The sequence below is a fragment of the Stenotrophomonas sp. SMYL86 genome (genome assembly GCF_036320025.1).
Taxonomy (GTDB): Bacteria; Pseudomonadota; Gammaproteobacteria; order Xanthomonadales; family Xanthomonadaceae; genus Stenotrophomonas; species Stenotrophomonas maltophilia_A.
The window spans coordinates 43,056-56,384 of record NZ_JAWIRU010000020.1 but is presented as its reverse complement, the minus strand read 5'-3'; the positions used below and the strand labels follow the sequence as shown (position 1 = coordinate 56,384).

Sequence of the window (13,329 nt, the reverse complement as noted above, 5' to 3'; positions counted from 1 at the left end):
CCGATTCTAACGGAAGCCGTGACCGCCGCTGTTGTGCACTGCGCCGCCGGTGCAGGGCGGCGCAGTGCAGCGGTCAGCCGGCGGCGGCCAGTGCCTGGCCGGTGCGGCTGGCAGTGGCGCGGCCGAGCAGGCCGGCCAGCCAGCGGCCGGTCTCGGCCAGTGCCGGCAGGTCCACGCCGCTGTCCAGGCCCAGGCCCTGCAGCAGGTAGACCACATCCTCGCTGGCGACGTTGCCGCTGGCGCCCTTGGCATACGGGCAGCCACCGGCGCCAGACACCGCGCTGTCGACCACGCGCACGCCTTCTTCCAGGCAGGTGGCGATGTTGGCGATGGCCTGGCCATAGGTGTCATGGAAGTGCACGGCCAGTGCGGCCATCGGAATCTCGGCGGCAACCGCCTGCAGCATCGCCCGGGCCTTGCGCGGGGTGCCGACGCCTATGGTGTCGCCCAGCGAGATTTCGTAACAGCCCATCTGATGCAGGGCACGCGCCACCCGCACCACGTCGGCCAGCGGTACGTCGCCCTGGTAAGGGCAGCCGAGCACGGTGGAGACGTAGCCACGCACGCGCACGCCATCGGCGGCGGCGCGGCGCAGGATCGGCTCGAACCGGGCCAGCGATTCGTCGATGCCTGCATTGGTGTTGGTGCGGTTGAACGCCTCCGAAGCAGCGGTGAACACCGCCACTTCCTCCACGCCCACCGCACGGGCGCGGTCGTAGCCCTGTTCGTTCGGTACCAGCACCGGGTAGTGGATGCCGGCCCGGCGCTGGATGCCGGCGTAGACCTCGGCGGCATCGGCCAGCTGCGGGATCCACTTCGGGCTGACGAAGCTGGTCGCCTCGATGCTGCGCAGGCCGGTGGCCGACAGGCGGTTGATCAGTTCGATCTTGTCGGCGGTGGACACCAACTGCTTTTCGTTCTGCAGACCGTCACGCGGGCCGACCTCGACGATGCGGACGTAGTCGCTCATGCGGCCACCTCGCTGACGGGGCGATGGCAGACCGCCTCGATGTTGTTGCCATCCGGGTCGAGCACGAAGGCGCCGTAGTAGTCGGGGTGGTACCACGGGCGCAGGCCCGGCGCGCCGTTGTCGCGACCGCCGGCGGCGAGGGCAGCGGCATGGAAGGCGTCCACCTGGGTGCGGCTGGCGCAGGCGAAGGCCACGTGCACACCGTGGCTGGCGGTGCCGCCATTGCCGAGCCAGAAGAACGGCTTGCCCTCGCTGCCGAAGCCGATGTGGTCGTGCGCGCCGGTCTGTTCGGCGGTGACTTCCATCACCACGCCGATCTGCAGCGGCGCCAGCGCCTGCAGGAAGAAGGTCTTGCTGCGCGCCAGGTCGGCGCTGGTCAAACCAAGATGATCGAGCATGTTCAGGCTTCCGTGACCCAGTGGGGCGCGCGCTTGTCGAGGAAGGCGCCCAGGCCTTCCTGGCCCTCGGCGGACACCCGCAGGCGCGCGATCAGGGCGGCATTATCGCGATCCAGGGCATCGCGGTCATGGCTGTCACGCACCTGCCGCACCAGCTGCTTGGCGCTGGAAGAAGCGATCGGGCCGGCCTTGTCGAGCAGGGCCAGCTGGCGCTGCACGGCCTCGTCCAAGCGTTCCGGCTCGACCAGCTGGTGGACCAGGCCGATGCGCAGCGCAGTCTCGGCGTCGAAATGCTCGCCGGTGGCGAACCAGCGCCGCGCCTGGCGCGGGCCGATGGCCTCGATCACGTAGGGCGAGATCACCGCTGGCAGCAGGCCGAGGCGGCTTTCGGTCAGGCCGAAGCGGGCCGCGGTGCTGGCGATGGCGATGTCGCAGCAGGCGACCAGGCCGACGCCGCCACCGAAGGCCGCGCCGTGGACCCGGGCCAGGGTCGGCTTGGGCAGCTCGTCCAGGGTGCGCATCAGCCGCGCCAGGGCCAGCGAGTCCTCGCGGTTGTCGGCCTCGCTGGCGGCGGCCATGCCACGCATCCACTGCATGTCGGCGCCGGCCGAGAAGGAGGCGCCGTGGCCGGCCACCACTACCGCGCGCACCGCGTCGTCGCGTCCGGCGGCTTCGAGGGCGGCGGTCAGCCGCGCTATCAAGCCGGCGTCAAAGGCATTGTGCAGCTCGGGCCGGTTCAGCCAGAGGGTGAGGACGGCGCCGCTGCGCTCGATCTGCAAAGCATCGTTCATGGGATTCCAGGGTCACTCCATACCTGTATGGATCATAGCGGGCCATTGGTCATGGGCCATGACGCGACGCGGGAATGTTAGAATCGAGAACCATTTACATCCAGCAGAGAATGCGCTAGATGACGCTGTCCGAACTGCCGCTGCACGCCTCGGCCGTGGTCGAGTCCGTGCAGGACCTCCATGCCAACGATGCCATCGCCCGTCGCCTGCGCGAGCTGGGTTTCGTGAAGGGCGAGGAAGTGCGCCTGGTGGCCAAGGGCCCGGTCGGTGGCGAGCCGCTGCTGGTGCAGGTCGGGTTTACCCGGTTTGCGCTGCGTATCAGTGAAGCCAAGCGCGTCGTGGTCGACGCCAACCGCCAGGAGCGTCGCGCATGACCGCTGCAACTTCTACCGCGCCCCTGCGCATTGCGCTGGTCGGTAACCCCAACAGTGGCAAGACCGCGCTGTTCAACCAGCTGACCGGCAGCCGGCAGAAGGTTGCCAACTACACCGGCGTCACCGTTGAGCGCAAGGAAGGCCGCCTGCGCGCGCCGTCCGGCCGCGAGTTCGCCGTACTCGACCTGCCCGGTGCCTACAGCCTGCACCCGGCCAGCCTGGACGAGGCGATCACCCGTGACCTGTGCCGGGGCTTCTACCCGGGCGAGGCTGCACCGGACGTGCTGCTGTGCGTGATCGACGCCACCAACCTGCGTCTGCACCTGCGCTTCGCGCTGGAACTGCGCGAGCTGGGCAAGCCGATGGTGGTTGCGCTGAACATGGTCGATGCGGCCCAGCGCCGTGGCATCCAGGTGGACGTGGCCGCGCTGGAGCGCGAGCTGGGCGTGCCGGTGGTGGAAACCGTGGCGGTGCGCAAGCAGGGCGCCAAGGCCCTGGTCGAGCGCCTGGACACCATGGTGCCGCACCTGGATGCACCGGTGCCGGGCCCGGAGGGTGGCATCGACTACCACGCCAAGGTGCGCGAGATCCTGTCGGTGGCCGTGCGCATGCCGGCACGGACCGCCAAAGTCGACGACGCGCTGGACCGCTGGCTGCTGCACCCGGTGTTCGGCCTGATCAGCCTGGCGGTGGTGATGTTCCTGATCTTCCAGGCGGTGTATGCCTGGGCGACACCGTTGATGGACGGCATCGAGGCCGGTTTCGCCTGGCTTGGTGCCTTCGTTGGCAGCGTGCTGCCGGAAGGCCCGTTGGCCAGCCTGCTGACTGACGGCATCATCGCCGGTGTGGGTGGCGTGGTGGTGTTCCTGCCGCAGATCCTGATCCTGTTCTTCTTCATCCTGGTGCTGGAGGAATCCGGCTACCTGCCGCGTGCGGCGTTCCTGCTCGACCGCATGATGGCCGCCGCCGGCCTGTCCGGCCGCTCGTTCATCCCGCTGCTGTCCAGCTTCGCCTGCGCGGTGCCGGGCATCATGTCCACGCGCAGCATCCAGGACCCGCGTGACCGCCTGGCCACGATCCTGGTCGCGCCGCTGATGACCTGCTCGGCACGCCTGCCGGTGTATGCGCTGCTGATCGGTGCGTTCATCCCGCAGAAGACGGTGTGGGGCGTGTTCAACCAGCAGGGCCTGGTGCTGTTCGGCCTGTATGCGGCGGGCATCCTCAGTGCGCTGGCGATGTCGTGGATCATGAAGAAGTGGCGCCGCGACAAGAGCGAGCACCCGCTGATGCTGGAGCTGCCGTCGTACCGGCTGCCGCATGTGCGCGATCTGGCGGTGGGCCTGTACGAGCGCGGCATGATCTTCCTCAAGCGCGTCGGCGGCATCATCCTGGCGCTGACCATCCTGCTGTGGGTGCTGCTGTCGTTCCCGGCGGCACCGGTCGGCGCCACCATGCCGGCCATCGATTACAGCTACGCCGGCCAGATCGGCCATGCGATGGCGGTGTTCTTTGCGCCGCTGGGGTTCAACTGGCAGATCTGCATCGCGCTGATTCCGGGCCTGGCCGCGCGCGAAGTGGCGGTGTCCTCGCTGGCCACCGTGTACGCGCTGTCGGCGGCCGATGACGATGCCGCCAGCCAGGCGCTGACCCCGCTGATCAGCGACGGCTGGTCACTGGCCACCGCGCTGTCGCTGCTGGTCTGGTACATCTACGCCCCGATGTGCATCTCGACGCTGGCCACCATCAAGCGCGAGACCAATTCGTGGAAGACGATGGCCTTCTCGGCGTTCTACCTGTTTGCTGCGGCCTACGTGGCGGCGCTGATCACCTACCAGGTGACCAAGGCGCTGGGAGGCGGCTGATGGATACCGGCCTGCTGATCCAGTACCTGATCATCGCGGTGGCCGTGCTGGTCAGTGCCTGGGTGGTGCTGAAGAAGCAGTTCCCCGGCACCGTGCGCAAGCTGCGCGGGGCGCTGGCGTTGGCCCTGCTGAAACCCAGCCGCGCCTCCTGGCTGCAGGCGCTGGGGCGGAAGATCGCACCGCCGGTGAGCGGAGGCGGTGGTGCCTGTGGCGGTTGCGACAGCTGCGGACCGACGCCGCCCAAACAGCACTGAATGTGTCCTGGTAGGTGCGAACCTTGGTTCGCACGCTCCTGGAGTCCATCCACGCATGGCGTGGATCTACTAGACCTCTCTGCGGATGATCGCCCGGAAGTTCCCGTCCTGATTCAATCGCCGCACCGACTCGCGGTTTCCATGGGTTGCCGCGAAGCCCGCCACGTCGGCAAGGGCACCGAGCAGCAGGCATTTCATCCCATCGCGGTTGCCGGCCTCCAGCAGATCATCCAGATCCTGCTGGATGAAAGCCCGGCGCAGGCCGGGCGTCTCTTCGATCCGCCAGTCGACATGGGGTGTGGGAATGCTGGAGCGGTACCGGAAAGCCGTTTCAAGATCGTCAGGCGCAAGGGGATGCTCGAGCAGTTCTGGAAAGTAGAGCCCGGCATTCACATAGAAGCCCCGGCTTTCGCTGGTGCGCTGGTGATTGACGACAAGCAGGGCGGCATCCAGCAAGCGGTAGCGGGTCGTCGACGTGCCGGAAAAGCCGGTCTTCCTGGCGCACTTGCTGAAGACAGTCGAGGATTTCATGGGCTTTGCCTGGGCCGTAAGAAGGGCCCACAGCCTTGAGGCACGGTGCCTGGCGGTCAATTGGCAAACGCGACACATGGAATGTGGCCGGCATTTCATCCACGCATGGCGTGGATCTACCTGGCGCGTGAACCCAGCTCTGCTGCCAACGCCAGCCACTTGCTGCGTTGTGCTGGGGTACTGCTGCGCACTGCACCGAGACGGCTGACCCGCACCGGGCGGATGCCGCAGAAGTCCAGAATGGTGGCGCGGATCTGGGTGATGCCCGGGTCGCGGTAGATCCAGCGGTAGTACCAGGGCGGCGTATCCAGCGTGGTGATCACCCGCGCGCTGCGCCCGGCCAGCAGCCGGTCCCACCACACCGAATCGCGCCGGTAGCGGAAGGCGTACCCCGGCAACAGCACGCGATCGAAGAAGCCCTTCAGCAGCGCCGGCATCGCACCCCACCAGGTGGGATAGACCAGCACCAGGTGATCGCAGGCCTCGATCGCTTCCGCCGCGTCCTGCAGGTCGGCTTCCAGCGGCTGGATCTGGCGGTAGCCATGCCGCAGCACCGGATCGAACTCGAGTTCACCCAATGCGATCAGGCGCACCCGGTGGCCGGCATTCTCGGCGGCGGTGGCGTAGCGCTGGGCGAGGGCGCCGCACAGGCTGTCGCGGTCGGGATGGCCGAGCAGGATCAGGATGGAACGGGACACGGCAACCTCGGGCAATGGAAAGTGCGCGAGGCTGCGGTCTGCCCCAAGGGCAGAGTCAAGCCTGGGTCGTGCAGCCGCTGGGTTCCAGCACGCAGTCATTGCTGCCGGAGAGCAGCCACTGCTGCAGTTCGTCGCTGACCTGCTGCAGGTCGAGCTCGACCTGCGCCAGCCGTGCCCGCTCGCTGGCAATGCGGCTGCGCTGCTGCTCAAGCAGGGTCAGCACCGCCTGCCAGTCGAGCTGCCCGTCGCGGCCCTGCAGGCGCGAGATTGCCGCCAGCGTGATACCCAGCCCCAGCGCCTGGCGGATCAGCTGCACCCAGGCCACGTCCTGTTCGCTGTAGTCGCGGTAGCGGTTCAGTCGTGGCACCGGCGGCAGCAGGCCGCGCGCCTCGTACAGTCGGATGGCCTTGGCGCTGGCACCGGTCAGGCGGCTGACCTCGGAGATGCGCATCGGCTCAGTCCCGCACCAATCCGCCATCCACCACCAGGTTCTGGCCGGTCACCGCGCGTGACCACGGGCTGGCGAAGAACAGCGCGGCATCGGCGAATTCGGCCGGGGTGGTGACGCTGCGCAGCGGGGTGTTGGCGGCGATGTAGTCGAACACCGCTTCGGGCGTGGCGGAACTGGCATCGGTGGTGCGCAGCAGGCCGCCGGACAGCATGTTGACGGTGATGCCGTGCGGGCCGAGGTCGCCGGCCAGTGTGCGGGTCAGCGACAGCAGTGCGGCCTTGGCGGCGGTGTAGTCGTGGTAGGGCACCACCGGGTTCTGGAACAGGTTGGTGCCGATGTTGATCACACGGCCGAAGCGGCGGGCCTGCATACCGGGCAGGGCGGCCTGCACGGTGTTCAGTGCGCCACGCACGCTGCCCTCGAACTGCGCCTGGAAGGCCGGCCAACCGATTTCCGCGGCGCCGTCGCGGGCATCGCCATTGAACGAGAAAGCGGCCAGCGCGTTGTTGACCACGGTGGTGACACCTTGGCCGAAGTGGGCCAGCGCGTGCTGCAGCATCGCATCGACCTGGGCGCGGTCGGTGACGTCGGCCGGCAGCGCGATCGCCTGTCCGCCCAGCTCAGTGGCCAGCGTACGTGCGGCGCCTTCGCTGCGGTGGTAGTTGATGATGACGCGGGCGCCCTGGGCGGCGAAGGCGCGGGCAATGTGCTTGCCAAGGCCGCGGCCGGCGCCGGTGACCAGCACCAGCTGTTCGCTGATCTGCATGGTGGAACTGCCATCCATTGCATGAAAGGGCATGCAGCGTAGCAGCGATGGTGCTTGCCGGAGCGGGTGTGCTGCCGCTAGCCTGCGAGCATGAACCAGACTCCCCTGCGATTGCTCATTCATGGCGCTTCCGGGCGCATGGGCCAGGCCCTGCTGCGGCTGGCCGCCGAACATCCCGAATCCCTGCAGATCGTGGCCGCGGTGACCGGCCGTGGCCCGGCCCAGCGCGTGGTCGACGGCGTGCCGTTCTTTGCTGCCAGCGAGCTGCCCGGTGCGCCGGCGTTCGACGTGGCGATCGACTTCAGCCTGCCGGAGGGCTTCGACCCGCTGCTGGCGCTATGCGTGGAGCGGGGTGCGGGCCTGGTTTCAGGCACCACCGGCATCTCCAGCAGCCAGCGGCAGGCGCTGGAGGCCGCGGCGGCGTCCATCCCGCTGGTCTGGGCGTCGAATTTCAGCCTGGGCGTGGCGGTACTGGACGAGCTGGTCGAGCGCGCGGCGCAGGCGCTGGCCGGCTGGGACTGTGACATCGTCGAATCGCACCACACGCAGAAGAAGGACGCGCCGTCGGGCACCGCGCTGACCCTGGGCGCGGCCGCGCAGCGGGGCGGGGCGGAGCCGCATTACGCCAGCCTGCGTGCCGGTGACATCGTCGGCGAGCATCTGGTGCAGTTCACAGGACTGGGTGAGCGCATCGAGCTGGTGCACCGGGCCACCAACCGCGACATCTTCGCCCGCGGCGCCCTGTTTGCCGCCCGCCAGCTGCAGGGCCGCGCCCCGGGCAGCTATCGGGTGCGGGACCTGCTGGACGGCCCCCGGTAACGGTCCAGGCCGATGGTAGATGCCAACCTTGGTTGGCAGGCTTTCCGGGAAGCGCCAACCAAGGTTGGCGTCTACCAGGGTCATGGCGGCCCGCATACGCCGCCGGATTGAAATGAATGCGCAATCGCCTGTTCATGAAGTGCGATAACCGCTGGCGCGAGCGCCCCGGCAGCGCTACAATTCGCACTCGCCGAATCACGAAAGCCGGACCGGTCCCAGACCGCACGTCCGCGCTTTTTTGCAACCGGATTTCCGTGAAGCGCAGGCGTGACTTCGGCAGCCCCCTCGGTAGCCAAAGTGAGATTCCCGTGACCCAAGCCGCAATCCTCGTCCTCGAAGACGGCACCGTATTCGAGGGCGAATCCGTAGGCGCGCCCGGCCTGTCCGTCGGTGAGGTGGTGTTCAACACCGCCATGACCGGCTACCAGGAAGTGCTGACCGACCCGTCCTACGCCCGGCAGATGGTCACGCTGACCTATCCGCATATCGGTAACACCGGCATGACCGACCAGGACAATGAAGCGTCCAAGGTGTGGTCGGCCGGCCTGATCGTGCGCGATGTTCCCCGCCGTCCCAGCAACTGGCGCAGCCAGGTGTCGCTGCAGGACTGGCTGATCCAGCGCGGCGTGGTCGCCATCGCCGGTATCGACACCCGCAAGCTGACCCGCATCCTGCGCGAGAAGGGCGCGCAGAACGGTGCGCTGATGGCCGGTGACATCGACGTGGAAAAGGCACTGGAAGCTGCCCGCAAGTTCCCGGGGCTGAAGGGCATGGATCTGGCCAAGGTCGTCACTACCGAGAAGACCTACACCTGGACCGAGGGCCAGCTGGACCTGGACGCCAACGCCTTCGTCAGCGTGCCGGCGAAGTTCAAGGTCGTGGCCTACGACTTCGGCGTGAAGACCAACATCCTGCGCATGCTGGCCGAGCGCGGCTGCGAAGTGACCGTGGTGCCGGCACAGACCCCGGCCGCCGAAGTGCTGGCACTGAAGCCGGACGGCGTGTTCCTGTCCAACGGCCCGGGTGACCCGGAACCGTGCGACTACGCCATCGAAGCGATCAGGACCTTCATCGACGTGAAGATCCCGACCTTCGGCATCTGCCTGGGCCACCAGCTGCTGGGCCTGGCCTCGGGCGCGCAGACCATGAAGATGGGCCACGGCCACCATGGTGCCAACCACCCGGTGCAGGACCTGGACAGCGGCCGGGTGATGATCACCTCGCAGAACCACGGCTTCGCGATCGATGAAGCGACCCTGCCGGCGACCCTGCGCGTGACCCACCGCTCGCTGTTCGATGGCACCAACCAGGGTGTCGCCCGCACCGACGTGCCGGCGTTCTCGTTCCAGGGCCACCCGGAAGCGTCGCCGGGCCCGACCGATGTCGGTCCGCTGTTCGACCGCTTCGTGGTGCTGATGGAGCAGGCCAAGGCGTGATCAGTACGCCGCCGGCCCCCCGGTGGCGTCGCGATGGACCGTAAACCCCGCAACGCTGCTGCCGCTGGCGCGGCGCTGCGGATCAAGATTCCTGATCGACAGCGTGCGATCACCCCCCTTGTCACGCTGTACTGACTTAGAGAAGAAAATGCCCAAGCGCACTGACCTCAAGACCATCCTCATCATCGGTGCTGGCCCGATCGTCATCGGCCAGGCCTGCGAGTTCGACTACTCCGGCGCCCAGGCCTGCAAGGCCCTGCGTGACGAGGGTTACCGCGTGGTGCTGGTCAACAGCAACCCGGCCACGATCATGACCGACCCGGAGATGGCCGACGCCGTCTACATCGAGCCGATCAACTGGCAGACGGTCGAGAAGATCATCGCCAAGGAAAAGCCCGATGCGCTGCTGCCGACCATGGGTGGCCAGACCGCGTTGAACTGCGCGCTGGACCTGGCCGACAACGGCGTGCTGGAGAAGTACAACGTCGAGCTGATCGGCGCCAAACGCGAAGCGATCCGCATGGCCGAAGACCGCGAGCTGTTCCGCGTCGCCATGGGTGAGATCGGCCTGGAATGCCCGACCGCCGCCGTCGCCCACACCCTGGACGAAGCGCTGGAGATCCAGACCCGCGTCGGTTACCCGACCATCATCCGCCCCAGCTTCACCCTGGGCGGCAGCGGTGGCGGCATCGCCTACAACCGCGAAGAGCTGGTCGAGATCGTCAGCCGCGGCCTGGAACTGTCGCCGACCACCGAAGTGCTGGTGGAAGAGTCGGTGCTGGGCTGGAAGGAGTTCGAGATGGAAGTGGTCCGCGATACCGCGGACAACTGCATCATCGTCTGCTCGATCGAAAACCTGGACCCGATGGGCGTGCACACCGGTGACTCGATCACCGTGGCCCCGGCGCAGACCCTGACCGACAAGGAATACCAGCGCCTGCGCGACGCCTCCATCGCCGTGCTGCGCAAGATCGGCGTCGATACCGGTGGCTCGAACGTGCAGTTCGGCATCAACCCGAAGACCGGCCGCGTGGTCGTCATCGAGATGAACCCGCGCGTGTCGCGTTCCTCGGCGCTGGCCTCCAAGGCCACCGGCTTCCCGATCGCCAAGGTCGCCGCCAAGCTGGCCGTGGGATACACCCTGGACGAACTGAAGAACGAAATCACCGGTGGCCTGACCCCGGCCTCGTTCGAACCGTCGATCGACTACGTCGTCACCAAGATCCCGCGTTTCGCCTTCGAGAAGTTCCCGGCCGCCGATGCCCGCCTGACCACCCAGATGAAGTCGGTGGGCGAGGTGATGGCAATGGGCCGTACCTTCCAGGAGTCGGTGCAGAAGGCGCTGCGTGGCCTGGAAACCGGCAAGGTCGGCTTCGACCCGACCGGCCTGGACCTGAGCAACGAAGAAGACCTGCAGACCCTGCGCCGCGAGCTGAAGGCCCCGGGCCCGGAGCGCCTGTTCTACGTCGCTGATGCGTTCCGCGCCGGCATGAGCGTGGAAGAAATCTACGCGCTGTCGTTCATCGATCACTGGTTCCTGGACCAGATCGAGGAAATCATCGCGGCCGAGGCTGAAGTCGCTGCTGGTGGCATCGACGCGCTGGACGCCGCACGCCTGCGCAAGCTGAAGCGCGCCGGTTTCTCCGACGCACGCCTGGCGCAGCTGACTGGTACCAACGAAGCCGCCATCCGCGCGCTGCGTCGTGCGCACAAGGTGCGCCCGGTCTACAAGCGCGTGGATTCCTGCGCCGGTGAGTTCTCCACCGGCACCGCCTACCTGTACTCGACCTACGAGGACGAGTGCGAGGCCGCGCCGAGCAACCGCGACAAGATCATGATCCTGGGTGGTGGCCCGAACCGCATCGGCCAGGGCATCGAGTTCGACTACTGCTGCGTGCACGCGGCACTGGCGCTGCGCGAGGATGGCTATGAAACCATCATGGTCAACTGCAACCCGGAAACCGTGTCGACCGACTACGACACCTCCGACCGCCTGTACTTCGAACCGCTGACCCTGGAAGACGTGCTGGAAATCGTCGAACTGGAACAGCCGAAGGGCGTGATCGTGCAGTACGGCGGCCAGACCCCGCTGAAGCTGGCGCGCGCGCTGGAAGCCAACGGCGTGCCGGTGATCGGCACCAGCCCGGACTCCATCGACCTGGCCGAAGACCGTGAGCGCTTCCAGCAGCTGGTCGACAAGCTGGGCCTGAAGCAGCCGCCGAACCGCATCGCCCGCAACGACCAGGAAGCCCTGCTGCTGGCCCGCGAGATCGGCTACCCGCTGGTGGTGCGCCCGAGCTACGTGCTGGGCGGCCGTGCGATGGAAATCGTCTACGGCGAAGCCGACCTGGCCCGCTACGTGCGCGACGCGGTGAAGGTGTCCAACGATTCGCCGGTGCTGCTGGACCGCTTCCTCGACAATGCCGTGGAGTGCGACGTCGACATCATTGCCGATGCCCAGGGCAACGTCCTGATCGGCGGCGTGATGGAGCACATCGAAGAAGCCGGCGTGCACTCGGGCGATTCCTCGTGCTCGCTGCCGCCGTACTCGCTGTCGGCTGAAACCCAGGCCGAGCTACGTCGCCAGGTGGTGGAACTGGCCAAGGCCCTGAACGTGGTCGGCCTGATGAACACCCAGTTCGCGATCCAGACCAGCGATGAAGGTGCCGATACCATCTACCTGCTGGAAGTGAACCCGCGTGCCTCGCGCACCGTGCCGTTCGTGTCCAAGGCCACCGGCATGCCGCTGGCCAAGATCGCCGCCCGCTGCATGGCCGGCAAGACGCTGGCCGAGCAGGGCGCGACCAAGGAAATCGTGCCGGACTACTACTCGGTGAAGGAAGCGATCTTCCCGTTCGCCAAGTTCCAGGGCGTCGACCCGATCCTCGGGCCGGAGATGCGCTCCACCGGTGAGGTGATGGGCGTCGGTCGCACCTTCAACGCTGCCTTCGCGCGTGCGCAGGAAGCCGGTGGCATCAAGGCACCGCCGGTCGGCAAGGCCTTCGTCTCGGTCCGCGATCCGGACAAGAAGCGCGTTCTGCCGGTGGCCAAGGCGCTGCTGGCGCGTGGCTACAGCCTGGTCGCCACCCGTGGCACCGCCGCGTGGCTGCAGCAGCACGGCATGGACTGCGAGATCATCAACAAGGTGGTCGAAGGCCGTCCGCACATCGTCGACTCGATCAAGAACGGCGAGATCGTCTACATCGTCAACACGACCGAAGGTCGTTCGGCGATCAACGACTCGTTCTCGATCCGTCGCGAGGCGCTGCAACATCGCGTCACCTACTCGACCACCATTGCCGGCGCCAAGGCGCTGGTGGATTCACTGGAATTCCGCGGCACCGGCCCCGTCTGGTCGCTGCAGGAGCTGCACAAGGAGTTGAATGCATGAGAGCCCCCATCACGATGAAGGGCGCGCAGAAGCTGCGCGACGAACTGGATCACCTGAAGTCGGTCAAGCGCCCGAAGGTGATCGCTGCCATCGCCGAAGCGCGTGAGCATGGCGACCTGAAGGAGAACGCCGAGTACCACGCCGCGCGCGAGGAACAGGGCTTCATCGAAGGCCGCATCAAGCAGCTGGAAGGCGAGCTGTCGCACGCCGAGATCATCGACGTGAGCAAGCTCAACGCCGGTTCCAAGGTGGTGTTCGGCGCCAGCGTGACCCTGGCCGACGTGGAAACCGACGAAGAGAAGAAGTACCAGATCGTCGGTGACCTGGAAGCGGACATCAAGCTGGGCCTGATCGCGATTTCCTCGCCGGTGGCGCGCGCGATGATCGGCAAGCTGGAAGGCGATTCGATCGTGATCGACGCCCCGGCCGGCCAGCGCGAGTACGAGATCGTCAGCGTCAGCTACGTGGACTGACCCAGTGGCAACGGCGACCCTGCTGTTGCCGGCGCGGGGGCGCGGGGGGGGGGGGGGGGGGGCGGGCGCTGGGGGGCGGGGGCGCGGGCGCGCCCCGGGGGGGGGGGGCGGGGCG

At 67.4% G+C, this 13,329-nt stretch carries 14 protein-coding genes; 7 read left to right on the top strand and 7 right to left on the bottom strand.

Translation table 11 applies throughout. The annotated features are described in order from the left end of the window. Positions 1-73: 73 nt before the first annotated feature. From V3B64_RS18265 to V3B64_RS18255, 3 genes are read right to left on the bottom strand one after another with little or no spacing between them, the layout of a single operon-like run. Positions 74-970, bottom strand: a complete 897-nt coding sequence (locus V3B64_RS18265) for a hydroxymethylglutaryl-CoA lyase (RefSeq protein WP_329914654.1) — start codon at positions 968-970, stop codon at positions 74-76. Next, positions 967-1,368 carry a VOC family protein gene (locus V3B64_RS18260; RefSeq protein WP_329914653.1) on the bottom strand — a complete coding sequence of 134 codons (402 nt, stop codon included), beginning with the start codon at positions 1,366-1,368 and terminating at the stop codon, positions 967-969. The genes V3B64_RS18265 and V3B64_RS18260 overlap by 4 nt, the downstream gene beginning before the upstream one ends. A gap of 2 nt (positions 1,369-1,370) precedes the next feature. Continuing rightward, positions 1,371-2,159: an enoyl-CoA hydratase-related protein gene (locus V3B64_RS18255; protein ID WP_107432688.1), complete on the bottom strand. Its 789-nt coding sequence runs from the start codon at positions 2,157-2,159 to the stop codon at positions 1,371-1,373. Positions 2,160-2,278: 119 nt separating this feature from the next. Between V3B64_RS18255 and V3B64_RS18250 the strand changes: the two genes are divergently transcribed. From V3B64_RS18250 to V3B64_RS18240, 3 genes are read left to right on the top strand one after another with little or no spacing between them, the layout of a single operon-like run. Then, the gene (locus tag V3B64_RS18250; protein WP_032128790.1) at positions 2,279-2,533 is read left to right on the top strand and encodes a FeoA family protein; all 255 of its coding nucleotides are present in this window, start codon (positions 2,279-2,281) and stop codon (positions 2,531-2,533) included. After that, positions 2,530-4,395, top strand: a complete 1,866-nt coding sequence (locus V3B64_RS18245; protein WP_329914652.1) for a ferrous iron transporter B — start codon at positions 2,530-2,532, stop codon at positions 4,393-4,395. The genes V3B64_RS18250 and V3B64_RS18245 overlap by 4 nt, the downstream gene beginning before the upstream one ends. Beyond that, positions 4,395-4,649 carry a DUF6587 family protein gene (locus tag V3B64_RS18240; RefSeq protein ID WP_329914651.1) on the top strand — a complete coding sequence of 85 codons (255 nt, stop codon included), beginning with the start codon at positions 4,395-4,397 and terminating at the stop codon, positions 4,647-4,649. The genes V3B64_RS18245 and V3B64_RS18240 overlap by 1 nt, the downstream gene beginning before the upstream one ends. A 69-nt stretch (positions 4,650-4,718) precedes the next feature. On the opposite strand, the gene V3B64_RS18235 is transcribed toward V3B64_RS18240, so the two are convergent. The 4 genes from V3B64_RS18235 to V3B64_RS18220 all read right to left on the bottom strand — a co-directional run bounded on the left by V3B64_RS18235 (position 4,719) and on the right by V3B64_RS18220 (position 7,113). After that, positions 4,719-5,180: a DUF4304 domain-containing protein gene (locus tag V3B64_RS18235; protein ID WP_329914650.1), complete on the bottom strand. Its 462-nt coding sequence runs from the start codon at positions 5,178-5,180 to the stop codon at positions 4,719-4,721. 116 nt (positions 5,181-5,296) lie between these two features. Then, the gene (locus V3B64_RS18230) at positions 5,297-5,878 is read right to left on the bottom strand and encodes an NAD(P)H-dependent oxidoreductase (protein ID WP_329914649.1); all 582 of its coding nucleotides are present in this window, start codon (positions 5,876-5,878) and stop codon (positions 5,297-5,299) included. Between the two features lie 55 nt (positions 5,879-5,933). Beyond that, entirely contained in the window at positions 5,934-6,329 is a 396-nt protein-coding gene (locus V3B64_RS18225; protein WP_329914648.1) for a MerR family transcriptional regulator, read from the bottom strand. A gap of 4 nt (positions 6,330-6,333) precedes the next feature. Continuing rightward, a complete protein-coding gene (locus tag V3B64_RS18220; protein WP_329914664.1) occupies positions 6,334-7,113 on the bottom strand; it encodes a 3-oxoacyl-ACP reductase in 780 nt (259 codons plus the stop codon). Positions 7,114-7,185: 72 nt separating this feature from the next. Here V3B64_RS18220 and dapB point away from each other — a divergent pair, with 72 nt between their 5' ends. The 4 genes from dapB to greA all read left to right on the top strand — a co-directional run bounded on the left by dapB (position 7,186) and on the right by greA (position 13,214). After that, positions 7,186-7,914 (top strand): 4-hydroxy-tetrahydrodipicolinate reductase, encoded by a 729-nt coding sequence (gene dapB / locus V3B64_RS18215; RefSeq protein ID WP_329914647.1) that lies wholly within the window; start codon positions 7,186-7,188, stop codon positions 7,912-7,914. 308 nt (positions 7,915-8,222) lie between these two features. Next, complete coding sequence (gene carA / locus V3B64_RS18210) at positions 8,223-9,350, top strand: glutamine-hydrolyzing carbamoyl-phosphate synthase small subunit (protein ID WP_088025847.1); 1,128 nt, start codon at positions 8,223-8,225, stop codon at positions 9,348-9,350. A gap of 148 nt (positions 9,351-9,498) precedes the next feature. Continuing rightward, complete coding sequence (gene carB, locus V3B64_RS18205) at positions 9,499-12,741, top strand: carbamoyl-phosphate synthase large subunit (RefSeq protein WP_182267744.1); 3,243 nt, start codon at positions 9,499-9,501, stop codon at positions 12,739-12,741. A gap of 8 nt (positions 12,742-12,749) precedes the next feature. Further along, positions 12,750-13,214, top strand: a complete 465-nt coding sequence (gene greA / locus V3B64_RS18200; RefSeq protein WP_026347191.1) for a transcription elongation factor GreA — start codon at positions 12,750-12,752, stop codon at positions 13,212-13,214. Positions 13,215-13,329 lie beyond the last annotated feature (115 nt).

What these genes read in the sequence shown, in the direction of transcription:
- V3B64_RS18265 (WP_329914654.1), bottom strand. Translation starts at nt 970, where the DNA reads ATGAGCGACTACGTCCGCATCGTCGAGGTCGGCCCGCGTGACGGTCTG.
- V3B64_RS18260 (WP_329914653.1), bottom strand. Translation starts at nt 1,368, where the DNA reads ATGCTCGATCATCTTGGTTTGACCAGCGCCGACCTGGCGCGCAGCAAG.
- V3B64_RS18255 (WP_107432688.1), bottom strand. Translation starts at nt 2,159, where the DNA reads ATGAACGATGCTTTGCAGATCGAGCGCAGCGGCGCCGTCCTCACCCTC.
- V3B64_RS18250 (WP_032128790.1), top strand. Translation starts at nt 2,279, where the DNA reads ATGACGCTGTCCGAACTGCCGCTGCACGCCTCGGCCGTGGTCGAGTCC.
- V3B64_RS18245 (WP_329914652.1), top strand. Translation starts at nt 2,530, where the DNA reads ATGACCGCTGCAACTTCTACCGCGCCCCTGCGCATTGCGCTGGTCGGT.
- V3B64_RS18240 (WP_329914651.1), top strand. Translation starts at nt 4,395, where the DNA reads ATGGATACCGGCCTGCTGATCCAGTACCTGATCATCGCGGTGGCCGTG.
- V3B64_RS18235 (WP_329914650.1), bottom strand. Translation starts at nt 5,180, where the DNA reads ATGAAATCCTCGACTGTCTTCAGCAAGTGCGCCAGGAAGACCGGCTTT.
- V3B64_RS18225 (WP_329914648.1), bottom strand. Translation starts at nt 6,329, where the DNA reads ATGCGCATCTCCGAGGTCAGCCGCCTGACCGGTGCCAGCGCCAAGGCC.
- V3B64_RS18220 (WP_329914664.1), bottom strand. Translation starts at nt 7,113, where the DNA reads ATGGATGGCAGTTCCACCATGCAGATCAGCGAACAGCTGGTGCTGGTC.
- dapB (WP_329914647.1), top strand. Translation starts at nt 7,186, where the DNA reads ATGAACCAGACTCCCCTGCGATTGCTCATTCATGGCGCTTCCGGGCGC.
- carB (WP_182267744.1), top strand. Translation starts at nt 9,499, where the DNA reads ATGCCCAAGCGCACTGACCTCAAGACCATCCTCATCATCGGTGCTGGC.